Below are 26,520 nucleotides of genomic sequence, written 5' to 3' on the forward strand. Positions count from 1 at the left end.
ATTTAATATAAGCCCCATGAAGGAGAAAGTAGTAAGACTTTTAGCAGACCTAAAAAGAGAATCCATAAAGTTTAAAGACGTAATAGCCTTTATAGACGCGCATTACGAGCACCAGCCGGCTGCCTTTAAAAATGGCGATGCTGATAACGAAGCCACCCAAAACCAGGGCAGCGCCAAGGTATTTACGTTTGGCCAATTAAACAACCTGAGCGAAGATGATACCTTGATGCTTTTTGCCGAGCACTATATGGCCGTTTTAGATACTCCCGGTGGTACTGACCATCAAAATATCCGACAATTTATGATTCATGGCTGGGGCGGTATAGCGTTTGAAGCCCAGGCACTGATAGCTAAATAATGAGGAGAACACTGCTTTTATTAACCATGCTGTGTTGGCTTTGCATTGGCGCTGCTGCACAGCAAACCAACACTTACGTTAACATAGAAACCGAGCAGGGATCATGTATTGTAAAACTGTATAACGAAACGCCGGTACACCGCGACAATTTTATTAAACTGGTTAAAAGCGGCTACTTTGATAAAACTACTTTTAACCGGATTTTAAAAAACTTTGTAATACAAGGCGGCGATCCTGATTCGCTTTACGAGAAGGGCCGGAAGCTTAACGCTCAACAAAAATGGCTGGCGCCCGAGTTTAACCCGGCCCTATACCACCGCCGTGGTGTTGTTGCTATGGGGCGGGATGATAACCCGGAGCAATCGTCCTTTACCACCCAGGTTTACATTGTAGACGGTAAAAAATGGACCGACGTGCAACTGGATGATCTGGAAAAAAAATATGGACAACACTTTACCCAAGCCCAGCGCGAAGCATATAAAACCATTGGCGGTACCCCGCACCTTGACTGGCACTACACCGTTTTTGGCGAAATAGTAAAGGGTATTGACCTGATAGATAAATTAACCGCTTTAAAGGTTGATAAAGCCGGCAACCCCGCTGCGCCGGTTTGGATAAAGGTGAAGGTGTTGACAGCGAAGCAAGTGAATGCGGCTTTGAAATAGAAGCTATACTACAAGTACCTATCTAAAATTCCTTCCCTTATAAAACACATCCTTTACCGGGGTATTGCGCTCATGGGGCATAGCCTTAGTGGTCTCGTCACTTTTTGATAACGGTACCGGTGGAAATTCCTCCGTATCCTGTGGGAGCAGTTTACCCAATAGTTTGTTCAGGTTAAAGCAGCGTTTAACTACCACGTGTACTACTTCTCCCTCTATCTGGAGCTGCCCCTCAACCATCAATAAACGCGATTGCAGGATCTCTTTACGATATTTCTCGAACAGATTGGCCCATACCACCAGGTTGGCAAACCCGGTTTCGTCCTTAATGGTAATAAACAGAACGCCCTTTGCCGTACCGGGATGCTGCCTCACGGTAATCATGCCGGCTACTTTCAGCGTATCGCCGTTTTTCATCTCTTTAAGCTTGCCGGTGGGGGTGATGCCCAGCTGGTTAAGCTCGTACCGGATAAAGCTTACCGGGTGTGCTTTAAGCGATAAGCCGGTGACGGCAAAGTCTTGCACCACGTGTTCGGCATCTGTCATCAAAGGCAGGGATATCTGGCTTTCATGCGCACTTTCTGATGCCTGCCCGTTAAACAAGGCAATGGGTTTATCACTAAGTGCTGGTATCTCCCACAAAGCTTCCCGGCGGGTAAGGCCAAGTGAGCGGAAGGCATCGGCGTCGCTTAGGCGTTCAATAGCTGCCTGGGGTACGCCGGCATCACTTAACTGATTGATTGATAGATAACTGTGGGTTCTGTTGTTGATCAGAATCTCCATATCAGCCTGGCGTAAGCCGCTAACCTGCCTAAAGCCCAGGCGTAAAGCACAGTATTTGCCATCTACTTCCTCAAGGATATTGTCCCAAAAAGAATGATTAACGTCAACCGGGCGAACAACTACCTGGTGGTTACGTGCATCATCTACGATCTCTGCAGGCTGGTAAAAGCCCATAGGCTGACTGTTAAGCAGCGCCGCCGCAAATACATCAGGATAATGGTGCTTAAGCCAGCAGGATATATAAACCAAATGTGCAAAAGATGCAGCGTGGCTCTCCGGGAATCCATAAGAGCCAAAGCCTTCTAACTGTTTAAAAATGCGGATGGCGTATTCCTCTTCGTAACCCTTGGCTACCATACCATCTATCAGTTTTTGCCTGAAAGTACTAACCTGGCCTTTTGCTTTAAAAGTGGCCATACTACGACGCAATTGGTCTGCCTCTGCAGGGGTAAACCCGGCTGCAACTATGGCTATTTCCATAGCCTGTTCCTGAAACAAGGGCACACCTAAAGTACGTCCTAAAACTACTTCTAATTCTGGTGAAGGGTACTCAACCGGATCGATCTTATCGCGTCGGCGCAGATACGGATGTACCATATCCCCCTGTATAGGTCCCGGCCTCACGATAGCTACTTCAATTACCAGATCATAAAAGCAGCGTGGTTTTAAACGTGGCAGCATAGACATCTGCGCCCGGCTTTCTATCTGGAATACGCCTAATGTGTCGGCGCGGCAAATCATATCGTAAACTTCCTTATCATCCTGAGGTACATTTTCAAGGCTGAATTGCTTGCCATAATGCTGGTCGATCATATCAAAAGCCTTACGGATGCAGGTAAGCATACCTAAGGCCAGTACGTCCACCTTTAGAATGCCAAGCGCTTCCAGATCATCTTTGTTCCATTCCAGTTGGGTGCGGTCTTCCATCCGGGCATTCATTACCGGGCACAGGTCTGATAGCTTGCATTGAGTGATGACAAAGCCACCCGTATGCTGCCCTAACTGCCGCGGGAAGCCGATCATTTGTTCGGTTAGCTGTAGTACTTTACACAGATGAGGGTCGTCGGGATTTAGTCCTTGTTCTATGATGCGTTCACGGTCAAAGCCTTCGGCCCGCCAACTCCAGATAGACCCCCCCAGGCGTTTAATGGTGTCTTCTGATAAACCCATGGCTTTGCCAACATCGCGCAAGGCTCCCTTATGGCGTTCCAAGGTTACGGTGGCTACAATACCGGCGTGTTCGCGGCCATACATATTGTATATCCATTGAATGATCTCTTCGCGGCGCTCATGCTCAAAATCAACATCCACATCAGGCCACTCATCCCGCGCGTCTGACATAAAGCGCGAAAACAACAGGCGTGTTTTGGTGGGATTTACCGGCGTTATCCCCAAGCAAAAACACACCGTACAGTTAGCTGCCGACCCGCGCCCCTGGTGTAATATCTTAAGTTCTTCTGCCTTTTGCGTGTACTCAAATATCCTCAGAAAGTATGGGGCCAGTTTACGTCTTTTAAAAAAATCCAGCTCAAAATTTACCTGGGTTAATATAGATGCCGGCACATCGTCTTTAAATATTTTATTCGCCCCCTTGAGCGTGTGCTCACGCAGGTGCTCATCGGCGGTGCGGCCGTCCGGGCTTTTCCATTCGGGTTCAAGGTATTTCAGATCATCGAGGGTGAATTGACAGGCATCGGCAATTTCTTGCGTGCGGGCCAGGGCTTCAGGGTATTGACTAAATAAGCGCTCTAGCTCTTCAACAGGTTTAAAATAACGCTCTGCATTGGCGTGTAGGCGATATCCTGCATTGCTAATGGTGCATTTTTCGCGCACGCAAGTTTGTATGTCTTGCAGCTCGCGGCGTGCTGCAACGTGGTAGTATACATCATTAGTAACTACCATGGGTACATCTAATTGTGATAGACGGTAAAAGCGTTTTCTATCATCCCCGTTATAGGAGCGACTGGCAGCCAGGTAAAGTTTTTTGCCAAACTCAAGCTTATAGCCGTTCAAATCCTGCTTAAAGGCAACATCAAATTCAAACTGTTTATTAAGGGTTGGGGGAGGGATGGCTATAAATATGATATCCGTTTTATGCTCAAAAACGTCTTGCTTATAAAGCTCGCATTTGCCTTTTTCTGTGCGGAGGTTGCCTTTGCTGAGTAACGCACACAAACGCCCCCAGGCAGTGATATTAGTAGGGTAAGCCAGCAAACTATGACCATCCATAAGGTCTAATCTACAGGCGGGGATAAACCCAACCCCTTTAATTTTTGCTTCCTGATGAGCGCGTACTACACCGGCTACACTGTTCCTATCAGTAATGGCAATTTTAGCGTAGCCCAGTTCGGCTGCGCGCTCGGCAAACTCCTCCGGGTGCGATCCCCCCAGCATAAAGCTAAAATTGCTGGTTATCTGTAATTCGGTGTATTTCATAATGGCCTAAGCAAAAAATCCATGTAGATACCATTTAGCACCTTCGTCGGTATAATGTCCCGATCGAAACAGCCAAAAGCGCCGGCCTTGCTGATCCTCTACCACATAATAATCGCGATGCGGACGTTTGCTTTGCCACCATTCGCATTCAATACGTTCGGCATCGTCTGCTTTTTTTACCTCATGCCGTTCGCCTTTATAAATGAATAGTATTGGGGGGTCATCGGGTAATTTAAAAGTTACCTGTATAGGTTCGGGCCGTGGTAAAATTATAGATGGTCGCGGTCGGCCGGTTCGCCAGGTGGTTGCCGGTTTTTCTGTTAGTGATGTTGCTTTTCTAAGCGCGCGTTCTGGCCAGTAACTTTCATAAGGCAGGTACCGGCGGATGTTTTCTATCCCGATTTTATTACCCACCCTGTCAAGCAGCTCAGCCAAATCATTGCTATGCAGGTCACAACTATCAGATACCCAAAGTACTTCCTGATCCTGCGATACATCCTCAATTTTATAAGCATCTAACGTAAACAGCTCAATACCAAGTGCCGGCTCAATGCTGTCAATTTTTAACGCGAATAGCTTAAACAAGTGTTCAATATTATGCGATGGCCGGTTAGTGCCAATATCTGCGCCAACCAGCCCGCCATCAACCCTGTAGCATTTCAATACGGCGGTGCGCAGTCCCTTACCTTCATCGCGCAGTCGCTCACAAATACTTTGCAGCAAGGTTTTAATAGCAATTTCAATCCCTTCGACAGTCCTTATCGGTTCAAGCGAGGGCAGGCGCTCATGATACGCTTCAATTGGATGGATCAACTGCAATGGCTCGTCCACGTTGCCTAAGGCCTCATCTATCCGTAACAAAAACTCATTGCCAAAGCGCCTGCGCAAGGCAGATCGTTTTATGCTTAAAAAGCTTTTTATAGCGTAAAATCCCAATTTACGCAAGCGCTCAAGCGCGGTATAGTCCAGTCGTAAAGCAATGGGCGGCAGGGGTAAAAGGGCTTTTATGTGGTCATTAGGAGGGATAACCGCATCTGTATTACCAAAATGCGCCACTGCCCAGGCAGCCCCAATAGTATCGGCCATAGCAGCTTGTACATCATAGCCTTTGGCACGAAAACGATTGAGCATATGTGCCAGGTATTGCTGCTCGCTGCCCCACAAATGCGTGCAGCCGCTAACATCCATTATCAAACTACAAGGTGCATCAAGTGCTACCTGCGGAGTATACCTGATGCACCATTCGCCAAGCCTGTTTAATAATTTATCTGCTTTTTCTGGAAGCTGATCAATCACTTTTAAGTCCGGAATGATGGCTTTAGCGTCGGCAGAGGCCATGCCAACAGTGATACCCTGTTGTTCGGCCAGGATGTTGGTGGCGGTTATTATTATGCGGTTACGTTCTGGTGCGACTAAAACAAAAGGTATTAATTTTAATTCGGGCTGGCGGAGCGTAAGCCAGTCCGTCAATAAATGACGAAACCAAAGTGATACAAAACGTTTTTGCATAACTATCCAACTTGCCTTATTGTTGTTAATGTTTCTTGCTGTAATTGTTCATCAAACGATAAAAAGCTGTCGCCGGTCCATTGCAAATTCCAACAGCCCGGGGTGCCATTGCGTACGCGTAACAATTTTACCTGCCAGCGCGGCAGCCCTACGCCGGGCATATGTTCTTCAAGTGCGCTGGGCAGTGGTGTTACCTGCCAGCGGGCCATGCAGGTGGTGGCGCCCAGTTTTTTGGCATCATTCCGCAATAAAAAACCGGTAACCTTACTGGTTTCAACGGCCAACTGCAGCCGGCGCGATTGTGCGAAGCTCACTTCTTTTATCTCGGCAATAACTGCCGCCAGGCCCTCGCATTTCAGGGCTTCTTCCATCACCCATAAAATATCGCGCTCCCGCTGCACATCAATAAAAATAAAACGCCCGGCATCAACACCAAAAGCGCCTAAAGCCGATGGGTAAAGCTTGCGCGAAGTACTGATCCAGATAGAGGTGCCGCCCTGTGCCATTAATGAGGCTAATAAACCTGATAATAGCCCGCAGGTAGCAGCAGTATTGTTTAAAGTATAACACAGCATTTCGTGAATGGTGCCGGTAGGAAAGATGCCATTAGGGAAGGCTGATTCCAGCGGACCCAAACCCATACTGTTTACGTTATTTACTTTAGGTAGGCTAAAACCCTGCCATGCCAAAATATCTTTTTGCAGTTTACTTACAATATCTTTTTGAGCATTTAGCATAAAACAAAATTGCTAATATTTTTAGTATTTTGCAATATTGTTTTTCAACATTATCTGTGCATGGCGGATTAAAATACCAGTCTATCCAATATGATTTTTTAATAAATTGCAGAGTGAAAATTATCCGATCCATTATAAGTGCTGTGGCATTGCTTATCCTAAGCCCTGTAACACAAGCTCAAACTAAAACTACGCCCGAGCAGATCAAGTTTACGCGCCAGGGTGTAAAACGTTTGGTGTTTGACAGGGAGCAAGCTGTTAGCCTGGCTACCTTAAAGCCCGAAACCATTATTGGTTTGGCGGTAATGCATCCCAACCAACCAGAACCTGGCCAAACAGCAGCGGTGGTATCAACCGATCAAAATATGCTGATCGTTCAATCACATGATGAAACACAAACTGCAATATGGTTGGGTGGATTTAACCCTTTTGCAACGTATATTATTGATCTTGCATTTGCCACAGGTGAAAACTTTGTGGGTTTTGAATTTACAGATGCCAATCGTGCTGAAAGAATGTTGGTTTATGCGACATTTAAAGACACCTTGATAACAGATGTACGTTTAAAAGTGATACGAAACAAGGAGATTGTGGCCGATAGATCGATAGCAGTTAATAATAAGGAACCGGGTTTAATAGGCCATGGCATTATTTTACAAATGTTGGGTAGTGGGTTAGTAATGTATTCGCAAAATAAGGGCTTGCCAAAAGTGATTGCGCAAGCCGACTATAATAAACAGGCTGACCTGCGTGGCAAGCAATACCTCAATGGTTTTCACACTAACCTTTACTTGGGTACCAAAAACGGCGAAATAAAAATAAGTAGGGCAGATATTGCTTTAACTGCAGGGATGCGGCTGGCAGACATAAGGCCCGTTACTTATGAGGACGGCGAGCCTATGATAGATCAAGGGAGGTTATGGTATACCATGTCTATTCGCGGGCGTGGTCTGCCGCATGCTTTGCAGGGCGTTTTTAGTATGAACCCATCGGTATTCGATATCAAGTTTGAGGGTATTGTTGTGTTTGATCGTAACGACGGTATATTGCGTAACGAGGTAGCATCTCACTTGTTTTTTGATCGTAAAAACAAAATGTGGCGCGGGGTAACCACCGGTTTCAGCGCTTATGCCAATCCCGAAAAGGAGAAAAAACAATTGCTGATTATTGAAAGTAAACGTGACCCTCGCTTTGGCTTTTCAATAATGAATGCCCGCCCTTTTCAGATGGTAGGCGATATGGAGGATCCGCACATGCTGTATGATGCCCGGGCCAAAAAATGGCGCATGATATCATGTACCAATCAAAATGGATACAAGGCAATCTTATCAGAATCAGACGAATGGGACCGGGGGTACAAACAAATTGCCGGCCCTGTTACACATAACTCTACCGGTACATCGTTGCAAAGAGTTGATGGGCAGTTGTACGCCTTTTCTGGCAGTAATGAAAACAAGCTATTTATATATACATACCCTGAATTGAAGGAAACGGGTATACTTAAAATGGACCTGCCGCCTTGGAATGATACCTCGGGCTCAAGAGTATGGCCCAATATTGTACACCTGCCTGAGGGGTATCCGTTTAAATATATAGCCTTAACTATGGACCGTTTTAACTATCCGGGGATGCAAGGCCAAAATTGGACTTACGGCGCACTATATCTTTACCACGGATATTGATTACTCCTCATCCAACAGGTCGTCGTCTTCGTCGTCTGTGCTGTCGGTAAATTCAGGGTCAATCTCTGTAGCATCGCTTTCCGGTTCATCATCGTCTAAAGTACCGCCCTCGATATCGTTGGTGCTGTCAGTATATTCCTGATCAATATCGGTAGCTGCACCGGTTTGCGACTGATTGCCTAACTCAGGGTGGTTTTCTTCTTCGGATGAATTGTCAAATATTTCGTCGGGAAAATTTAGCTCGTTCATGTTTATAGTATTTAATAGTTGTTTTAGAATAACTATTCAGATGTCCCAAAGTTTGAAGATTCGAGTGGAATTGATATCTTTAAATAACTAACTACTCCGAGCCATGAGATACATTTTTGCCTTTTTAGTACTTCTTGCAGCTTTTATAAATAATGCATTAGCTCAAACAGCTAAAGGTGGTTCATTTGCTGATATCGCTTTTATTGAAGGCCACTGGAAAGCCAGCCCGGCCGAGGGCCGTACCATAGAGGCGGTTTGGGTAGCGCCAGCCGGCGATAATATAGTGGGCTTTATGCGGATGATGAACGGCGATAAGATAGATGTTTATGAGATTTTAGCTTACGAGCAATCAGCCCAAGGGTTGGTGTCGTTTGTAAAACACTTTAAACCGGGCCTGATAGGGCAGGAGGAGAAAGAAAGCCCAAACAAATATATTTTTGTTGACGCAGCTAAGGACCGTGCAATATTTAAAACACCAAATGACGATTTGCGCATTTTGTATGAAAAACGTTCCGCCAACCAATTCGCCATAGCCCGCGGTAACCTGGAAAATGGTAAATGGATTTTTAAGGATTTATTTGTGTTTAATAGGGTTAAATAGCAGTTGTAAAAGAAGTACTCTTGTCAATTAGTTGATCTTTAAATAACCATCCAATAAAGAACTACCAATTTATGGACTGCGGTAGGATTTTTCAATCAGCAATGGGGATAGTAAACCGGAAACAGGTACCCTTATTTAGCTCACTTTCTACATTGATGCTACCACCATGCTGCATAACAAAATCCCTTACCAACATTAAGCCCAACCCTGAGCCTTTTTCTTGATTAGTGCCCAATAATGATGCGTAGCTGGTACGGCCAAACAACATGTCGCGGGTTTCTGTTGACATGCCTACGCCAAAATCTTGTATACATATTTCCACCATTCCTTGCAACGGCTGTGCAGAAATAGTAATTGCATTGCCGGCAAACGGAGTATATTTAATGGCATTAGTAACCAGATTTTGCAAAATGGAGCGAAACATCAACGGGTCTGCCTGGATATAAATAGCTTCAGGCGTTTGGTTTATTAATTGTATTTCCTTTTGGCTGGCATTTGCTTTTAATAATTCAAGCGATTCGTTGATGCCTTGTGTGAGATGTAATTTTTCAGGTTGAAAATTAACTTTTTCCCTTTGGTTTTTTGCCCATTCTACTAATTCATTTAACTGGCCTAATATTTTTTTTGAGGTCCGGTTAATTATTCCTGCCAAAAGTTTAATCTGGCCAGCCTGAAGTTTTTCCGCGTCCTGATCAAGGTTTTCAGAAGAAATTAATAACGATGTAAGCGGATTGCGCAAATCATGCGAAATAACAGACAGGAATTTATCTTTAGACAAGTTAAGCGCCTGAAGCTCCTGATTTAAATTTTCCAGCTCCATTGTGCGCTCTAATACACGCCGTTCTAAATCCTGATTAAGCTCTAACAGTTGGTTGTTAATAGCCTGTACCTTTTCTTCTTGCTGCCGTAATAATTGATTTTTTCTATAAAGCTCTGTAAACACCGCTACTTTAGAGCGTAATATTTCTGCGTTAAATGGTTTACGAATAAAATCTACCGCACCTGCCTTGTAACCTTTAAATATCGCTGCCTCTTCGTAATCATGAGCGGTAATGAAAATGATCGGTATCTGCTTAAGTTTATCCCGTTGATAAATTAACTCAGCGGTTTCATACCCGTCCATAATTGGCATTTTAACATCCAGCAGAATCAGCGTAAAATCTTCTTCTTTCAGTAAAATACGTAAAGCCTCTTTGCCAGATGTTGCCCGGTGAAATTCATATTTCTCCTTTTCCAGCACCACCTCGATAGACAGCAGATTATTCTCATTATCGTCAACTAATAGTATTTTAATAGCCATTGTTTATTTAATCAGCCACACGCGCATTAATGATAATAATTGATCTGTTTTTACAGGCTTGGTAATGTAATCCGATGCTCCTGAAGCGATGCATTTCTGTCTGTCACCTATCATGGCTTTTGCGGTTACTGCTATGATTGGCAGGTTTTTATGCTTTGGTTCTTTCCTGATGATCTGAATGGTTTCATACCCATCCATTTCGGGCATCATGATATCCATCAGTACAATGTCAATGCCTTTGTCTTTGTTTAGAATTTCCAGGGCCTCGCGGCCGCTTTCAGCAGTAATAACATCAATTTTAGACCGTTCAAAAACAGCTGTTAATGCAAATAGATTACGCACGTCGTCATCTACCACCAACACTTTTTTGTTGTCTAATGCATCATGCTTTATTCTGATGCCGTCAATCAACTTTAGCTTGCTTTCATCAACGTGTTTTTTATCAATATGGAGTAATACTATTAATTCTTCCAGTAATGATACATGTGATGACGGGGTTTTGGTGATGATTTTATGGTTCATCCGCTTTAACTGTATCAATTCGTCTTGCGTAAAGTCCCGGGCAGAGTGCAGGATAATTGTAGTTTGCGGCTGTTTTAACAGATTAATTTTCTGCAGGAGCTCAAGGCCGTTGGCGTCCGGTAAAACATAATCCATAATCACAATATCAAACAACTCCTTTTTTAATACGGCAAGCGCTTTTTTTGCCGTTGTAAAACTAAAAATATCAATACGATCACCGGACAGAAGCTCGGTTAATCGTTCCAATTCATTTTCGTTGTCCTCGATGATCAATACTCGTTTTTTTACATTCTCATGGAAACTAACGATATCGGTGATCAACTGATCTAACGAAGTATTGGACAAAGGTTTTAAATGGAAAGATCGCGCGCCCGATTTTATCGCCATGAGTTTATTATCCTCGCCGGAAATAATATGTATAGGAATATGCCTTTGACTAATGTCTGATTTAAGGAGCTTTAATAATTTCCAGCCGTTAGATTCGGGCATATTGACATCAAGGGTTATTGCGATAGGGTTATACTTAATAATACTGTCAAATATTTCCAAATAGTTAATGGCAACTACCACTTTAAGGTTGAAATCATGCGCTTTATCAATCAATATCTCGGTAAAACGCAAGTCGTCTTCTACAACCAGCAGGACCCTGTCATCGGCAGAAATATTGTGACGGTCATCAGGCATGGTTATTTCTGCCGTATCGAGCACATTAGTGCGTTGTTGCATTACAGGATATAGTTCTTTTACATTAACCAGTGCAGATCTTTCCTCTTTATATTTTAAAGGCAGAAATAAGGTAAACACGCTGCCTTTACCTAATTCACTACCAACGGTAATGGTACCACCCAGCAATTCGGCAAAGCCCTTACTAATGGATAACCCTAACCCCGTACCACCATATTTACGGCTGGTAGAGCCCTCGGCTTGCTGGAAGGCTTCGAAAATAATGCCTTGTGTGTTTTTAGATATACCTATTCCCGAATCTTCAATGGAGAATGCGATAACCGCGTCATGCTCCAGCGGGTTCTCCTGGCCGGCATTCGGTCGGAATATATGCAGCTTAACCCTGCCTTTTTCGGTGAATTTAAATGCATTAGATAGCAAATTTTTCAGAATTTGGTTCAAACGTTGCATATCCGTCTCCATTAATTCTGGCAATGTGTCTTCTAACTCAATCTCAAATTTAAGGTTCTTAGCTTCGGAGATCGGTTTAAAAGTAGATTCGGCAAACGAAGCGATCTCTTTAAAGCTAACCGGCATAACATCAGCAGCGATTACACCCGATTCGATCTTGGATAGATCGAGGATATCATTAATAAGCTGTATCAAGTCATCTCCGCAAGAATGTATTGTTTTGGCGAACATCCTTTGCTTTTCGGTAAGATTACCTTCCGGATTTTCAAACAGTTGTTGCGCCAAAATTAATAAGCTATTTAGCGGGGTACGCAACTCATGCGACATATTTGCCAAAAACTCTGATTTATATTTAGACGTCAGCGTTAACTGCTCGGCTTTTTCTTCTAATGATCGTCCTTTATCATGTAGTTCGTCATTAGCTCTTCTTAATTCTTCTTGCTGTGCTGAAAGCTCGCCGGCAAGTGATTGAGATTGGCTTAATAGTTCTTCTGTACGGGTGTTGGTTTCAATGTTATTTAATACGATACCAATACTTTCTGTTAACTGATCCAAAAAGTCGATGTGCGTATCGCTAAAATTTTCGAATGATGCCAGCTCAATAACAGCCTTGACGTTATTTTCAAAAAGCACCGGTAGTATTACTAAGTCGATAGGAGCGGCGTTGCCGATACCCGAGCTGATCTGCAAATATTCATTGGGTACGTTAGATAGCCGGATACGTTCCTTGTCTTTCGCGCACTGGCCAACCAGGCCTTCGCTCATTGAGAATTCCTGATCTATCAGTTTTCGGCTTTTTTGTGCATAACCGGCAAAAAGTTTAAGTTTAGCTTCGTCAACGCTTTCTTGTTGTTCAAGTATATAAAAGGCGCCATAACGAGCATTTACCAGTTCGGCAAGCTCAGACAAAACCTTATTCGCTACCGCATTTCGGTCGCGTTGGCCCTGTAGCATTTGCGCAAATTTAGCTAAGTTAGATTTTAGCCAATCCTGCTCATGGTTCCTGAGTGTTGTTCCCTTAAGATTGGCAATCATTTGGTTGATCGTGTCCTTCAAGGCTTCCAACTCACCTTTAGCCTCCACGCGGATAGTACGTGTTAAATCGCCCTTGGTTACCGCCGACGCTACCTCGGAAATTGAACGTACCTGGGTGGTAAGGTTTTGGGCCAACTGGTTTACGTTCTCCGTTAAATCCTTCCACGTGCCTGAGGCGCCCGGCACACTAGCTTGCCCGCCTAAGCGACCCTGTACACCCACCTCACGTGCTACTGTAGTTACCTCATCAGCAAATACAGCAAGCGTATCAATCATTTCGTTTATGGTATCTGTAAGCTGCGCTACCTCACCTAATGCGTTAATAGATAGGCGTTGTTTTAGATTTCCCTTCGCAATGCCGGTAGCAACCTTGGCAATACCCCGGATCTGTCCGGTTAAGTTGGATGCCATTTGGTTTACCGAATCCGTTAAATCTTTCCATGTTCCACCTACACCTTTTACGTGCGCCTGGCCACCAAGCTTACCTTCTGTACCGACCTCACGTGCCACCCGTGTTACTTCGGATGCGAATGAATTAAGCTGATCCACCATGGTATTAATGGTGTTCTTCAGGTCCATAATCTCGCCCTTAACGTCAATAATTACCGTTTTAGATAAGTCGCCGCTGGCCACTGCTTTGGTTACTTCGGCAATATTACGTACTTGCGAGGTCAAGTTGCTGGACATTTGATTTACCGAATCGGTTAAATCTTTCCAGGTACCCGCTACCCCCGGCACAAAGGCCTGTCCGCCCAGGTTACCATCGGTACCTACCTCACGTGCAACACGCGTTACTTCAGACGCAAAACCACGTAGCTGATCCACCATGGTGTTGATGGTTTCTTTCAATTGTAGAATCTCGCCCCTTACATCTACCGTAATTTTTTTGGATAAGTCGCCATTCGCTATCGCTATTGATACATCCGCTATATTTCTTAGCTGGGCCGTTAAGTTGCCCGCCATTTTGTTTACAGAATCCGTTAAATCTTTCCAGGTACCATCTACGCCCGGCACGTTTGCCTGGCCGCCAAGCTGCCCTTCCGAACCCACTTCACGCGCCACACGTGTTACTTCGGAAGCGAACGCCCGAAGCTGGTCCACCATGGTGTTAATTGTGTCTTTCAACTCCAGTAACTCTCCCTTGGCATTTACCGTGATCTTACGCGAAAGATCACCCTTAGCTACCGCTGTGGTTACTTCGGCAATATTACGTACCTGCGACGTTAAGTTGTCGGCCATCTTATTCACCGAGTCGGTCAAATCCTTCCAGGTACCGCCTACGCCGGGCACATTGGCCTGTCCACCTAATTGCCCTTCCGAACCTACCTCACGAGCCACACGTGTTACTTCAGAGCCGAATGAATTAAGCTGATCCACCATGGTATTGATAGTGATCTTCAGCTCAAGCATTTCGCCTTGTACGTCAACCGTTATTTTTTTTGATAAATCGCCCTTTGCCACAGCTGTGGTTACTTCGGCAATATTACGCACCTGGCCAGTTAAGTTACCCGCCATCTGGTTTACCGAGTCAGTTAAATCTTTCCACGTACCGCCTACACCCGGTACGTTGGCTTGGCCACCCAATTGGCCTTCTGAGCCCACCTCGCGGGCTACACGGGTTACCTCAAAAGAGAAAGAGTTTAGCTGATCCACCATCGTGTTAATGGTGTTTTTCAGTTCAAGGAGCTCGCCCTTGGCATCCACCGTAATCTTTCGCGAAAGGTCACCCTTTGCTACCGCGGTAGTTACCCAGGCAATATTACGCACCTGGTCAGTAAGGTTACTACCCATTTGGTTTACAGAGTCGGTCAGGTCCTTCCATACCCCACCAACACCTTTTACACGGGCCTGGCCGCCCAGTTTACCTTCAGTACCTACCTCGAGCGCCACACGTGTTACTTCGGACGCGAATGAGTTTAGCTGATCCACCATCGTGTTAATGGTTTTTTTAAGCTCAAGCATCTCGCCCTTTACATCCACTGTAATTTTTTTGGACAAATCGCCATTGGCCACAGCTGTTGTTACCCCCGCTATATTACGTACTTGAGAGGTTAAGTTACCCGCCATACGATTTACCGAATCGGTTAAATCTTTCCACGTGCCCGCAACACCCGGCACCTTAGCCTGTCCGCCGAGTTTACCTTCTGTACCTACTTCCAGCGCCACCCGGGTTACTTCGGATGAGAAGGAGTTTAGCTGATCCACCATCGTATTGATGGTGTTTTTTAATTCTAATATTTCGCCTTTGGCCTCTACCGTGATCTTCCGAGAAAGGTCGCCTTTAGCTACCGCGGTAGTTACCGCAGCTACGTTACGCACCTGGGCTGTTAAGTTACCGGCCATCTGGTTTACAGAGTCAGTAAGCTCGGCCCATACGCCTGCTACGCCTTTTATTTTAGCCTGCTCTCCTAATTTACCTTCTGAGCCTACCTGCCTTGCTACCCGCGTCACCTCCATAGAGAATAACTGCAGTTTAGAAAGCATTTGGTTAGATTCTTTCGCGATACGCAAAAACTCGCCCTTAAGAGGGTGTCCCTTAATTTCTAAAGGGATGTGTTTAGAGAGATCGCCATTAGCAACCGAGTTAATCATCCCCGCGATTTCGAGAGTAGGCGAGGTAAGATCCTCTATCAGGTTATTTAATGAGCTTACACCACTTGCCCATTCGCCCTTAGCATCTTTCAGCTCAATACGTTTAGATAAGTTACCACGTTTACCAATGGTTTTTTCGGCCGAAGATATCTCTTCAATGAAACGCTCGTTCATATCAATGATGTCATTAAGCACCTCACATATTCGACCGTTAATACCGGCTTGCGTTACCGGCATTCTTACGTTAATTCGCCCGTTTTTTACAAGCGACAAAACTTTTAATAATTCTTTTAGATCAAGACCGTCAGTGGGCTGCTCATCGATAACGCCTCTGGTATCTAATATTTCATCTAAAACATCGTCTTTCATTGGACAGGTTGGTTATGGGGTAAAAAAACAATTACCAAAATAAAGGCAATAAAATATCGCAATTATTAAAATATTTTATCAAAAAGAAATAATCTATATTCTCTGATTGCTAAAGCTTTATCATGGTAATAATGAATGTTTGATAAAGCAATATTGCAAAAAAATGTTTTAAGAAAATATATTTTTTCCAGGATTTTGATCTTGTTTTTTTTCCACCAACAATATTGAACCGATATTATCAACATACATTTTACCACAGCAATTTTACAAACATGCTGTGGGTAACCCTTCATGTTTACGGTAGGAGTAATGCACGGTATTGGTTACCCAGAAATTAAACAGTTATTTAAAAGAAAACTATTAAAACGGTTGAAAGATTTAAAGCTAGACCAATTTACCCCGTGAATGATGCTAAATAGTAAAAGTATTTGTCGCCATTGGGGTTTGAGGTTCACGTGGGTCAAGTCTGCCTTTGGTTCTTGTGTTAACGTGGCAAGTGCTTTTAATCGTTCGTGTCAACTATTATGGCACTACTCCCTATCAACTATTTACCGCTTAATTTACTTAAGCGTCGATTTGGTTTGAGAGTATATAAAGGCTTGCAATTCAAAGACGGTTATTGCAATAAACGATGACGCATTGCAAATCGAATAAGCGCTAAGGAATTCCGGCAACCGGTTTTATCAATCATCGCTTGTCTATGGCCCTCAACCGTACGGCGGCTGGTAAATAGCTTATCAGCAATTTCTTCGTTAGTATGACCTTCGGCCATAAGTTCTATTACTTCCATCTCGCGTTTTGAAAACTTGATGTCAGACGTTTCGCCTATTTGCGAGGTGGAATGTATCTCACCAGATTGTTTTATCAACCGTTCTGTTAAACTAGAACAAACGTAGGATTTACCTGATGCAGCTTGTTTAAGGGCAAATATTACTTCTTCTGTACCTGCAGTTTTGAACACATAATTTTGCACACCCGCACCAAAAGCTTTTTGAATATAACTTTCCTCTTCTTGCATAGTAAGCAACACTATTTTGAGCTCCGGATAAGTCTGGCGTATGTTGCGTGTTAGCTCCAAACCGTCCATGCCGGGCATATTTACGTCAGCTAACAGGACGTCGGCTTCTACGCCGTTTTCTAATAATTTTAAGGCTGCATTACCGTCGGCTGCTTCGCCTGAGACGATAAACCCATTTTCATTCTCTAACAATTGACGGATACCGCAACGGACCACGTGGTGATCATCAGCTATTAAAACACGAATCATGAAATTCTTTTTTTATTAGAACAATAAAAATCGATCAGGGTTTTAGTAGTAGTTAATTTTAACGGTGTCAAATATTAAGAGCGGATGTCAGGAGTTTTTCTTATAATCGGCTAAACCTGTTTGGCCAATCCGAGTGATCAATCGAAGTCGTACTGGGTACATGTTCGCCGCTAAGCCGCCCCGGCAATTTACTCTGTAATACCTTGCCGGGCTTGGCCTTCCATTACTTTCAGAGATAAGTATTAGTTGCCCCCATCGCCCACGGGTAGGGTGGGGAGTGCCAATTATAAAGTGATGATATTTTGTATAATTAAGGGTGCGTGGCCTCTTTGACAACTTTGCAGTCGGTATTAGTATTAAAGCAAAAGCTTCAGCTTCTTCGTTTGGTTATATCTGCTGGCCTCTGTGGCGACAGCCAACAAGGAACAAAGAACACGATGCTGATGCTAAGTTGCTATTCAAAGTGATGAGCTCAGTTTACATATTGAGCAGATGGCGTTAATAACCGGTTTATCTGGCCGGTTAAGTGGTCTAAATCAAATGGCTTTGAAATAAAGGCATTGCAACAATATTGTTTTGATGCATCATCAGCTTTTGGATATGCAGAGATCAGAATAACAGGCAGGCTGGTGGTGTTATGTTGGGCTTTAATCTGACTACAGATCTCGCCGCCGTTTACACCATCAAGTATGTAATCTATTAACAAAAGATCCGGCTGATAATCGTCTACCAGTTGTACAATATCTGTAGTATGTAAAACCGCCTTAACATCAAATCCTTCGTATTTCAACACCTCGTACATTACATCAAGTATGTCAATATCATTATCAATTACCAGTATTTTTTTCTGCATAGTTTAATCATTAGGCTACAAAAGTAGCATGCAGGCAACTATACATACCTGTATTAATACGGCTAAAAGCCGAAGTTGAATACGGTATTTTTCTTTTTAGTTAATTAATAATGCCGTGGCTTACAGCAAAGTGGATGAGCGCTACTGTATTGCGCATACCCGTGCGGGTTATCATGTTTTCCCGGTAACCTTCTATGGTTCGTTTGCTGGCAAATAGGCGATCAGCAATTTCCTGGTTGGTCATGCCGGCGGCAAGTAAAGAAAGCACTTCAATATCCCGGTCCGAAAAAGCGACGTCCTCAAGATCATGCATTTTACCGGGTTCAGGCATCATGATCAGGCGGCTTAAAAACCGGCTGGCTATTTCTGAACAAATATATTGGTTACCGTTAAAAACATGTTTTACGGCGAATTTTAATTCTTCGGCTGTAACGCTTTTTAATATATATCCGCTGGCGCCGGCTTTAAAGCTTTTTATAACATACTTCTCGTTATCAAGTGCGCTTAAAATAATGGTTTTTAGCGCCGGATACTGTTCTTGAATGGCATCAGTCAGTTCAATCCCGCCCAATAATGGCATATTGATGTCCGTAATAAGTACATCAGCCTGTAAGCCATTAATTAGTAACTCAAGCACCTCCGCGCCATTCTTGGCTTCGGCGACGATATTAAATTCAGCCTCGCCCTGGAATAATAGCCGTAGTCCGTCTCTGACGATATGGTGATCTTCCGCTAAAATGATATTGATCATAATAAGTTGATTTAAGCTTCAAGACTGTTATTGCCGCTATTTGTTTGAGCTTTAAGAGGACTTTCGTTGGCCGGCGGACGTTCATCAAAAGTATCAATCAAAGCCTTAAGCATTTGAATAGGCAGATCTAGTTCTTCTTTAACTAGCAGGTGCTTTGCACCTTGCTCCATAATTAAAAGGTCTTTTCGTTCCTCCATCATTCGTATTGCCACCCATAGTGATTCTTCCAGATGCTTTTGGTGTTCTTCCAGTAGCACATTGCTGGTGTATACGTGGCCCGTATGGCAACGGAAACGATGTGAATCTTCGTTTTGTATCAGCCATAAATTACCGCCGCAATCAGGACACACATAGTTGCTGTGGGTACCTAATCCGTTCATAGCCTCAATGTTGCTACCCATGTTTTCGTCCATAGCTGCCTCAAGCTTCACATCGTCAGGTATAGCCAGGCCTGCTGTATGTGGTCTTGAAAATATGTCGTCAATAATATAACCCATATCCGCAACAGGTACCTGATGGTCAACATTAACGTTTTTTAAAACGTTTTCAGGCATATCCGGATGAGCCGCTTCTTGCGGGTCCTGCACGATGCAGATACCACCGGCACGCTTGATAGCAGACATACCCGACGTGCCGTCATCCATCATTCCACTTAAAACGATCCCGATAACACTTGAATCAAACGCCGCGGTAGCCGAACGAAATAATACATCTATAGCAGGCCGAAAGCGGTTTTGCTTTGCACCTTTAATCAGGCGAATTTCGGTACGTGTAACCAGCATGTGGAAGTCTGGCGGAGCGATATACACCGTGCCGGCCGCTATCTTTTCATGATCTTCGGGTATGCGGCACTCATAGGATGTAAACTTGTCAAAATGTTCACTAATAAACTTGGATGATGAACCTTTACCTAAATGCATCACCACGAAAACAGCCGTAGGCAGCTTGTCAGGTAGCACAGAAAGCAAATTCGTGATAGCTTGAAAGCCGCCTGCCGAGGCTCCTACGACAATAATGTGTTTCAAATTACTCATAAATTAACCATTAAGGGTGATTTTAACGGTTGTGCCCTGCCCGGGCGTTGTATCAAGCATCAAGTTGCCATTATACACATTCAACCTGTTCTTAATACTGGCCAAACCGGCTCCGCGGGGCCTGTGGTCAGGATGATCTAACATAAATCCGTCGCCATTGTCACTTACGGTTATTTCGATATGTTTATTTTTTTTAAGCGAGATTCGTACATAGCTGGCTCCGGAATGTTTCATGCAATTATTCACCAATTCCTGTATTATTCTAAAAATGGTGCTCTCCAGCAATGGGTCGCCCGGCCGGTCAAACCCCGAAACCATAGCGGTTATCTTCATTTTCGGGGTCGATAATCGCTCGCTTAACTCAGCCAGGGTGGCAGGCAGTCCAAAGTCGGCTAGGGTAGATGGGGCAAGTTCGAAAGATATATTACGGGTTTCCTTAATTGCCATCTCCAGTAGCTGGTTTAGGCGTTCTGTAGCCGCAGGCTTGCTTGTTTTGTCCAGCTGGCCCAACTGCAACTTAATACCGTATAATAACTGGCTTACGCTGTCGTGCAGGGTCTCGCTTATCCGCTTCCTTTCATTTTGTTCGGCATGTAATGCCTTTTCTTCCAGTCGTCGTTTTTCGGTAATATCCCACATTATACCGGCAAATCGTTGTTCGCCGGCGGCACCCATTACAAGGTGGCCGCGGATATTGGCCACACATTGCTTGTCGCCGTTGGTGAACCGACTGGTTATATCTATTTCTTTTTCTTCGTTGATGGCGGTGCGAAAGTGCTGATCTATTTTAAAACGGTCATCAGGATGCACCAGGTCAATAAAAGAGGTATAGGTTTCTTGGAAGCCCCCCTCGGTAGCGTTACAAATGCGCTGGTTATTTTCGTCGAGAAAAAAACGCATGGAAGGCAAATGTAGTTCCCAGGTCCCGGCCGAAGATGCTTCAAGGGCAAGTTCAAGACGATCCTTGGTTTCGGCAAGGTGCTGTCGCGATTCGATTCCCTCGGTGATATCTACCATTGCGACATAACATTTGGAGGATATTGGTACTGCCCTGCCTTCTAATAACACATATAGGTTTTGGCCCTCGTGAGTAATAAGCTTTAACTGACAGCTCTGCTGGTCATGAGAAGTGACCAGTCGGCGATAAAACCGGTAAAACTTATCCGTGTGTTCTTCACTTACAAAGGCTTGGAGCATTTTTAATTTAATAGCAGCGCGCCCCGCTCTCAGCATTTTTACGCCGGCCGCGTTCACTTCCTCAATAATGCCTTGGTTGTTAAGGATAAAGTAGCCAATAGGGGCAAGGTCATAAATGCTTTCAAACTTTAAACGTTGCAACTCTGCTTCTTCGCTGGCTATCCGCAACTCATCGTTCTGCATCTCCAGCTCAATCTGGTGCACCTGCAATTCCTGTACAATAGCATCTAAGTCCTGATAGTTGCAACCATTAGTGGGGGTATTGCTCTTGTCCAGTACGCCTTCTGCACCCGCACGAAGTTTTGAAAACGGTCCCTTGTTTGCTTTTTGTTGGGTCATTACCTCTCCTTATCAACCGGCTGCAGCGTTATTAGTATGTTTAATGCCAGCCCGGTCATTGTGTCAACAAAAGGACTTGTTAATAGTTTATAGGTATTACCATTAATTTGATAATTGCCTGATACCTCTTTGCTCGTTAAGCTACTTTCTAAAACTAAGGCAGTAAGTTCGGCAGATTTCCAATGGTGGGCGATAAACTTATCAAAAGATTCGGCTGTCAGTAACTTTTTGCTTACCGAAAAGGTTTGTAAAAAAGAATCGTTTACGGCCGTAACCAACAGGTCTTTATCTAATTGCAATGCGGGATAAAGAAACCTGCTGATGATGCCGGCTGCATAGTTTTGATAAGCATTAAGCTTAAATTCCATTTGTTTATGAAGGGTAATCAACGTAAACGTGAGCACCGCGCCTGAAATAAAGTTGTCAAGCGTGCGGTAAGGCATAATACGCACGGTATACCAGTCGTCATTTTTGGTTTTTATTTCTAACTCTTGGGTGGCCAGTCTGTCTATCACCTCACCGATAGCCTCTTTGATAGGATCAAAGTCAAACGTCGAAACGATATCAGAAAGTGAGCGGCCAATATCTGCAGGTATGATGTTAAACATTTTCTTAATGGGCGGCGTATAGCGCAGTATCTCCAGGTTGTTATTCAGGAAAACAGTACCAATTTCGGTGGCATCAAGCAAATTTTTCATGTCGTTGTTCAACAGGCTTAGTTCTTCGGCCTTGGCCTGATATTGAACATTCACCGTCATCAATTCTTCATTGAGCGACTGCATTTCTTCTTTCGTAGTTAGCGATTCTTCGTTGGTGCTCTGTAGTTCTTCGTTAGTGCTCTGCAACTCTTCGTTGGTAGATTTCAGTTCTTCGAGCGAAGTTTCCATCTGTTCGATGGTGCTGTTTAGCTGTTGTTTAGTATAAACCAGCTCTTTTTCCATGTCTTCTGCAGCCAAATTGCGCCCGCTATTAATAGCCGCGCCTTTTTTGCTGCTTTTTTTCACAACTCCGCGCTCTTCAATCACTACCAGCATCATGCCCTGTAAGCCCGTATCTTCAAGTGGGCTGGCATGCAAGCTTACCAGTTTAATTTCTGAACCATCGGGAATCTTAATTTCATGCAAGCTAACAAGCCCTTTCTGACTACGAGCCTGGTGGATTACATTTCCCAGCACGTAGCGCAATTCTTCGCGGGCCATTTTATGGATATTCATCAATGCTTCGCCACGTGGCATTTGCAGGTAGTTGCCAGATTTGCCATTGCTGTATAAAATGTCGCCTTTATCATTAATAAGTACTGACAGAGGGCTGAAATTCTCTAGCACAATCTTATTAAAAGTTTCTGCCACAGAAAATTTGTTGGCTGATGATCTTTCAAACTCTTCGACCCGTAGTACTGCCGCAGGTTGTTTGGCCACATGGAACGGGAAGTCTATCATCTTATTTAAGGCAGCGCTGCCTTCCTTGCGTTCAAATAATTTCCATTTGGGATCTATGGATGTAAAAAGCTCGGTGAATCCGCCTATTGTTTCTGCCGGACCCATAAACATTATACCTTTGTTGTTAAGCGAATAATGGTAAACCGGTATGATCTTTTTTTGAAGCTCATTGGTAAGGTAAATCATTACATTTCGGCAGCTTAGTAAATCCAGCCGCGTAAAAGGGGCATCTTTTATAAGATTATGCTGCGCGAAAACGATCATCTCACGTAGGTCCTTTTTTACGGTGTAATAGCCCTCGGTTTTTATAAAAAAGCGCTCTAATCGCTCGGGCGATACGTCCGTGGCTATATTTCCATGGTACATCCCTTGCCTTGCGTGTTCTATGGCTTCCTGATCAAGGTCTGTAGCAAAAAGTTGGATTCTTGGCATCTTTTTCTTACCCAACTCATCAACACACTCCATCAATAGCATGGCCACAGAATAGGCCTCTTCGCCTGTAGAGCAGCCCGCTATCCACACCCTGATTGGATCATTTGCTTTCTTTTGATGAATAAGATCAGACAACTTATTCTTAAGTGAAACAAATGCGGGTGCATCCCTAAAAAATTTGGTAACCCCAATCAGTAATTCATTAAAAAGTACATCAATCTCCTGTGGATTTTCACGCAGATAATTAACATAATGCACATAGTCTGGTAGTTGATGAAAAGCAACCCTGCGATCTATCCGGCGGTTGATGGTGCTCTTTTTATATAATGAAAAGTCATGCCCGGTTTGTGAGCGCAGCAACATCAGGATTTTTTGAATAGAGTTGGTGTTACGTATTTCTGAGCGCGCCTGCTCGGTAGGCTCTTCTGATAAAACCGGGTGATTAAGATACTGTATCAGCTTAATCGGCATCTCCTCAGGTGCTAATATGTAATCTACCAGGTTAGTGCCAATAGATGCTTTTGGCATGCTGTTGTATTGGGCGGTATCTGGATCCTGCACCATGGCCATTCCCAGTTTTTCTTTAATCATTCGTACACCGGTTTCGCCGTCAGATCCCATACCAGATAGTACAATAGATACCGCACGATTCCACTGGTCGTCGGCCAGACTCTGAAAAAAGTAATCTATAGGTTGCCTGAAACCATTTGGTGCTGTAAAATTCAACAGCAACAACTTGCGGTTATGAATCCCCATATCTTTGTTTGGCGGTATCACATAAATTTGATCCGGTTCTACCGGCAAGCCGTCCGTCGCTTCGTGGACAGGCATGTGTGTGTAGTTTCTAAGTATGTCGGCAATCTGACCTTTATGATTTGGGTCAAGGTGCATTATAATCACAAATGCCATCCCGCTATCTGCGGGCATATGTGTAAAAAATTTTTCAAGGGCCGGAAAAGCGCCGGCCGATCCCCCGATAGCAATTATAGGGAATGCTTTGCCTCTCGGCTGCCTGAGGGTTGAGTTTGGCTTTCTTACCGTGGTTGGCATTATTTCTTTTTTTTCACTTTTCTGTTTTTCAGGCATAGTTTGGTTAGGTTTACCGGTAAAATAAGATTGGTAACGTTAAGTAGCCAAAATATTTACGCTAGAGGCAGGTAGGTACGGCTTAATTAATCTTTTGATTTTGTCAGACTCAAGGGTTAATATTCGTAAAAGTAGCGATTTATTTAATTATCGAAAGTGTCAACAGCAATGTTATTGGTAACATTAAACGATTTAAGGTGCTCGTGGTACGAAAATACTACCTTGCCGGGCTTCATAAAGTTTCAGGCAATATACCCTTCAAAATAGGACGTCAAAGGTTACGATTGATTTGGCTAATTGATGGTTCGAAACATGCAACTCATATAATTAAAAAGCTAAAAAAAATGCCCTTATCTATATTAGAAAGGGCATTTTAGTCGATTTGATGGTGGAGCCGGAGGGATTCGAACCCTCGTCCAAACATGGTATAAGGTACGCTTTCTACATGCTTAGCTTCTGTTTAATTGTAGAGAAGGGGAAGGTCAGTCGCTTACCTATACCGTCTTCCTTAGGTGTTTTGTTTCGCCCGCTATGCACACCGTTAAGCAGGCTATTTTCGTTTTACGATGCCCCGATTGCCGATCCAACGAAACGGAAAACCGGCGGGACAAAAGCTATGCTAATTCTAAATTAGGCAGCTAAGGCGTAGTTATTTTCGCCATGTGTGTGTTTGAATGTTCAGATTTAAGCGCTAATTCATTCAACGCGCTGCATGCTTACATACTTATCTCCATCCTGTCAATTCCGGTCGACCCCATTTATTGTTGTCAAATAACCAGCCTGCAGTGTTACAGAAAAGTAAAACAAATATACAACGTTACAGGCAGGTATTAGTTTATAATTTGCAATAATTTGCAGCACAATCTGCAAACTGTAACACTTAATAACTGCCTACTGCAAACTTTTCACCGCCAACTGTTCTTCCGGGGTAAACCTTTAACGCCTCTTCCAGACATTTCATTGCATTGGCCAGGTCATTATTGTTTAAAACGTAGGCCAGTCGCACCTGGTTAAGGCCGGCGCTCGGGGTGCTGTAAAAGCCGGTAGCCGGAGCCATCATTACGGTTTGGTTGTTATAAGTAAACTCTTCCAGTATCCATTGGCAAAACTTGTTAGAGTTGTCAATCGGCAACTGTGCCATTACGTAGAACGCACCACCTGGGTTAGGGCAATAGACGCCCTCCATACGGTTAAGGGCATTGACTATAGTGTTACGTCGGGTTTCATATTCGGCTTTCACCCGGTCAAAATATTCGTCGGGGGTATCTATGGCAGCTTCACCCGCAATTTGCTCTACCAGGCCAGGGCTTAAGCGAGCCTGTGCAAATTTTATGGCAACCTCCCAAAACTTACGGTTTTTGCTGATGATACAGCCCAAACGGGCTCCGCAGGCGCTGTAACGCTTGCTCACCGTGTCAATAATAATCACGTTTTCTTCCAACCCGTCCAAATGCATTGGCGATACGAAAGGTTGATCCCCATAACAGAACTCGCGATACGCTTCATCAGCAAAAAGATAGAGATCATGTTTCAAGACCAAAGCCTTAAGTGCCTCGAGTTCTTCGCGCGAGTATAGGTAGCCGGTAGGATTATTGGGGCTGCATATAAATATGGCGCGGGTACGGTCGGTAATGTTTTTTTCGAACTCGCTGATAGGGGGCAAGGCAAACCCATTTTCGATGTATGACATAATCGGCCTTACAATAACATCGTTTTGACTGGCAAAGCCGTTATAATTGGCGTAGTACGGCTCCGGTACAATCACCTCGTCGCCAGCATCAAGGCAGCTCATAAAGGTTATGGATATCGCTTCAGACCCACCCGTGGTAACTATAATGTCGTCAGTAGTGATGTTATAACCAACTTTGTTGTAGTATTTGGCCAGCTGTTTACGGTAGCTTAGTGTCCCTTCTGACGCGGTGTAAGCCCAAACTTTAAAGTCTATATTCTTAACAGCCTCAATCATGCCCGCAGGGGTTTCAATATCTGGCTGACCGATGTTTAGGTGATATACGGTTTTGCCTGCAAGCTTAGCTTTGTCGGCAAAAGGAGTTAATTTACGTATAGGAGAGGCAGGCATCCGCTGCCCCTTTTTAGAAATACTTGGCATTTGGCAAAAGTAAATAAATTGATAATATTATGTTGACTAATTT

At 44.0% G+C, this 26,520-nt stretch carries 17 protein-coding genes and 1 other RNA gene; 4 read left to right on the top strand and 14 right to left on the bottom strand.

The features are described 5' to 3' along the window. Positions 1–16 precede the first annotated feature (16 nt). Together ACFSYC_RS13445 and ACFSYC_RS13450 are read left to right on the top strand one after the other, a co-directional pair. Positions 17–358 (top strand): HopJ type III effector protein, encoded by a 342-nt coding sequence (locus tag ACFSYC_RS13445; protein WP_377128507.1) that lies wholly within the window; start codon positions 17–19, stop codon positions 356–358. After that, complete coding sequence (locus tag ACFSYC_RS13450; RefSeq protein ID WP_377128510.1) at positions 358–1,023, top strand: peptidylprolyl isomerase; 666 nt, start codon at positions 358–360, stop codon at positions 1,021–1,023. The genes ACFSYC_RS13445 and ACFSYC_RS13450 overlap by 1 nt, the downstream gene beginning before the upstream one ends. An 18-nt stretch (positions 1,024–1,041) precedes the next feature. On the opposite strand, the gene ACFSYC_RS13455 is transcribed toward ACFSYC_RS13450, so the two are convergent. The 3 genes from ACFSYC_RS13455 to ACFSYC_RS13465 are packed head-to-tail and all read right to left on the bottom strand — an operon-like array spanning position 1,042 to position 6,485. After that, positions 1,042–4,239, bottom strand: coding sequence for an error-prone DNA polymerase (locus tag ACFSYC_RS13455; protein WP_377128513.1), 3,198 nt, complete (start codon positions 4,237–4,239; stop codon positions 1,042–1,044). A gap of 6 nt (positions 4,240–4,245) precedes the next feature. After that, the gene (locus ACFSYC_RS13460) at positions 4,246–5,748 is read right to left on the bottom strand and encodes a Y-family DNA polymerase (RefSeq protein ID WP_377128516.1); all 1,503 of its coding nucleotides are present in this window, start codon (positions 5,746–5,748) and stop codon (positions 4,246–4,248) included. 2 nt (positions 5,749–5,750) lie between these two features. Continuing rightward, positions 5,751–6,485, bottom strand: a complete 735-nt coding sequence (locus ACFSYC_RS13465) for an ImuA family protein (RefSeq protein WP_377128519.1) — start codon at positions 6,483–6,485, stop codon at positions 5,751–5,753. A 113-nt stretch (positions 6,486–6,598) separates the two neighbouring features. On the opposite strand from ACFSYC_RS13465, the gene ACFSYC_RS13470 reads away from it, so the two are divergent. Then, positions 6,599–8,167, top strand: coding sequence for a hypothetical protein (locus ACFSYC_RS13470; RefSeq protein ID WP_377128522.1), 1,569 nt, complete (start codon positions 6,599–6,601; stop codon positions 8,165–8,167). Here the strand turns inward: ACFSYC_RS13470 and ACFSYC_RS13475 are convergent, their stop codons facing one another. Then, positions 8,168–8,416, bottom strand: a complete 249-nt coding sequence (locus ACFSYC_RS13475; protein WP_377128524.1) for a hypothetical protein — start codon at positions 8,414–8,416, stop codon at positions 8,168–8,170. Positions 8,417–8,519: 103 nt separating this feature from the next. Between ACFSYC_RS13475 and ACFSYC_RS13480 the strand changes: the two genes are divergently transcribed. Continuing rightward, a complete protein-coding gene (locus ACFSYC_RS13480) occupies positions 8,520–9,017 on the top strand; it encodes a DUF6265 family protein (RefSeq protein WP_377128527.1) in 498 nt (165 codons plus the stop codon). 91 nt (positions 9,018–9,108) lie between these two features. On the opposite strand, the gene ACFSYC_RS13485 is transcribed toward ACFSYC_RS13480, so the two are convergent. From ACFSYC_RS13485 to ACFSYC_RS13530, 10 genes are all read right to left on the bottom strand, one after another. Further along, entirely contained in the window at positions 9,109–10,317 is a 1,209-nt protein-coding gene (locus tag ACFSYC_RS13485; protein ID WP_377128530.1) for a hybrid sensor histidine kinase/response regulator, read from the bottom strand. A gap of 3 nt (positions 10,318–10,320) precedes the next feature. Then, positions 10,321–15,969, bottom strand: a complete 5,649-nt coding sequence (locus ACFSYC_RS13490) for a HAMP domain-containing protein (RefSeq protein WP_377128533.1) — start codon at positions 15,967–15,969, stop codon at positions 10,321–10,323. Between the two features lie 616 nt (positions 15,970–16,585). After that, positions 16,586–17,236, bottom strand: coding sequence for a response regulator (locus ACFSYC_RS13495; RefSeq protein ID WP_377128536.1), 651 nt, complete (start codon positions 17,234–17,236; stop codon positions 16,586–16,588). Between the two features lie 472 nt (positions 17,237–17,708). Next, complete coding sequence (locus ACFSYC_RS13500) at positions 17,709–18,089, bottom strand: response regulator transcription factor (protein ID WP_377128539.1); 381 nt, start codon at positions 18,087–18,089, stop codon at positions 17,709–17,711. Between the two features lie 100 nt (positions 18,090–18,189). Then, positions 18,190–18,840, bottom strand: coding sequence for a response regulator (locus ACFSYC_RS13505; RefSeq protein WP_377128542.1), 651 nt, complete (start codon positions 18,838–18,840; stop codon positions 18,190–18,192). Between the two features lie 11 nt (positions 18,841–18,851). Next, entirely contained in the window at positions 18,852–19,874 is a 1,023-nt protein-coding gene (locus tag ACFSYC_RS13510; protein WP_377128545.1) for a chemotaxis protein CheB, read from the bottom strand. 3 nt (positions 19,875–19,877) lie between these two features. Further along, on the bottom strand, positions 19,878–21,410 hold the full coding sequence (locus ACFSYC_RS13515) for a PAS domain-containing sensor histidine kinase (RefSeq protein WP_377128548.1): 1,533 nt from the start codon (positions 21,408–21,410) through the stop codon (positions 19,878–19,880). Then, positions 21,410–24,367: a chemotaxis protein CheB gene (locus ACFSYC_RS13520; RefSeq protein ID WP_377128551.1), complete on the bottom strand. Its 2,958-nt coding sequence runs from the start codon at positions 24,365–24,367 to the stop codon at positions 21,410–21,412. Before ACFSYC_RS13520 ends, ACFSYC_RS13515 begins: the two co-directional genes overlap by 1 nt. 386 nt (positions 24,368–24,753) lie before the next feature. Continuing rightward, positions 24,754–25,123: a transfer-messenger RNA gene (gene ssrA / locus ACFSYC_RS13525) on the bottom strand. Between the two features lie 124 nt (positions 25,124–25,247). Then, entirely contained in the window at positions 25,248–26,477 is a 1,230-nt protein-coding gene (locus ACFSYC_RS13530) for a pyridoxal phosphate-dependent aminotransferase (protein WP_377128554.1), read from the bottom strand. Positions 26,478–26,520: the final 43 nt, after the last annotated feature.

It is taken from the genome of Mucilaginibacter antarcticus, from assembly GCF_042686155.1.
Classification (GTDB): domain Bacteria; phylum Bacteroidota; class Bacteroidia; order Sphingobacteriales; family Sphingobacteriaceae; genus Mucilaginibacter; species Mucilaginibacter antarcticus.

Excerpts from the sequence above, each read along its gene's own strand:
- ACFSYC_RS13445 (WP_377128507.1), top strand. The coding sequence starts at position 17 with ATGAAGGAGAAAGTAGTAAGACTTTTAGCAGACCTAAAAAGAGAATCC.
- ACFSYC_RS13450 (WP_377128510.1), top strand. The coding sequence starts at position 358 with ATGAGGAGAACACTGCTTTTATTAACCATGCTGTGTTGGCTTTGCATT.
- ACFSYC_RS13455 (WP_377128513.1), bottom strand. The coding sequence starts at position 4,239 with ATGAAATACACCGAATTACAGATAACCAGCAATTTTAGCTTTATGCTG.
- ACFSYC_RS13460 (WP_377128516.1), bottom strand. The coding sequence starts at position 5,748 with ATGCAAAAACGTTTTGTATCACTTTGGTTTCGTCATTTATTGACGGAC.
- ACFSYC_RS13465 (WP_377128519.1), bottom strand. The coding sequence starts at position 6,485 with ATGCTAAATGCTCAAAAAGATATTGTAAGTAAACTGCAAAAAGATATT.
- ACFSYC_RS13475 (WP_377128524.1), bottom strand. The coding sequence starts at position 8,416 with ATGAACGAGCTAAATTTTCCCGACGAAATATTTGACAATTCATCCGAA.
- ACFSYC_RS13480 (WP_377128527.1), top strand. The coding sequence starts at position 8,520 with ATGAGATACATTTTTGCCTTTTTAGTACTTCTTGCAGCTTTTATAAAT.
- ACFSYC_RS13485 (WP_377128530.1), bottom strand. The coding sequence starts at position 10,317 with ATGGCTATTAAAATACTATTAGTTGACGATAATGAGAATAATCTGCTG.
- ACFSYC_RS13490 (WP_377128533.1), bottom strand. The coding sequence starts at position 15,969 with ATGAAAGACGATGTTTTAGATGAAATATTAGATACCAGAGGCGTTATC.
- ACFSYC_RS13495 (WP_377128536.1), bottom strand. The coding sequence starts at position 17,236 with ATGATTCGTGTTTTAATAGCTGATGATCACCACGTGGTCCGTTGCGGT.
- ACFSYC_RS13500 (WP_377128539.1), bottom strand. The coding sequence starts at position 18,089 with ATGCAGAAAAAAATACTGGTAATTGATAATGATATTGACATACTTGAT.
- ACFSYC_RS13505 (WP_377128542.1), bottom strand. The coding sequence starts at position 18,840 with ATGATCAATATCATTTTAGCGGAAGATCACCATATCGTCAGAGACGGA.
- ACFSYC_RS13510 (WP_377128545.1), bottom strand. The coding sequence starts at position 19,874 with ATGAGTAATTTGAAACACATTATTGTCGTAGGAGCCTCGGCAGGCGGC.
- ACFSYC_RS13515 (WP_377128548.1), bottom strand. The coding sequence starts at position 21,410 with ATGACCCAACAAAAAGCAAACAAGGGACCGTTTTCAAAACTTCGTGCG.
- ACFSYC_RS13520 (WP_377128551.1), bottom strand. The coding sequence starts at position 24,367 with ATGCCTGAAAAACAGAAAAGTGAAAAAAAAGAAATAATGCCAACCACG.
- ACFSYC_RS13530 (WP_377128554.1), bottom strand. The coding sequence starts at position 26,477 with ATGCCAAGTATTTCTAAAAAGGGGCAGCGGATGCCTGCCTCTCCTATA.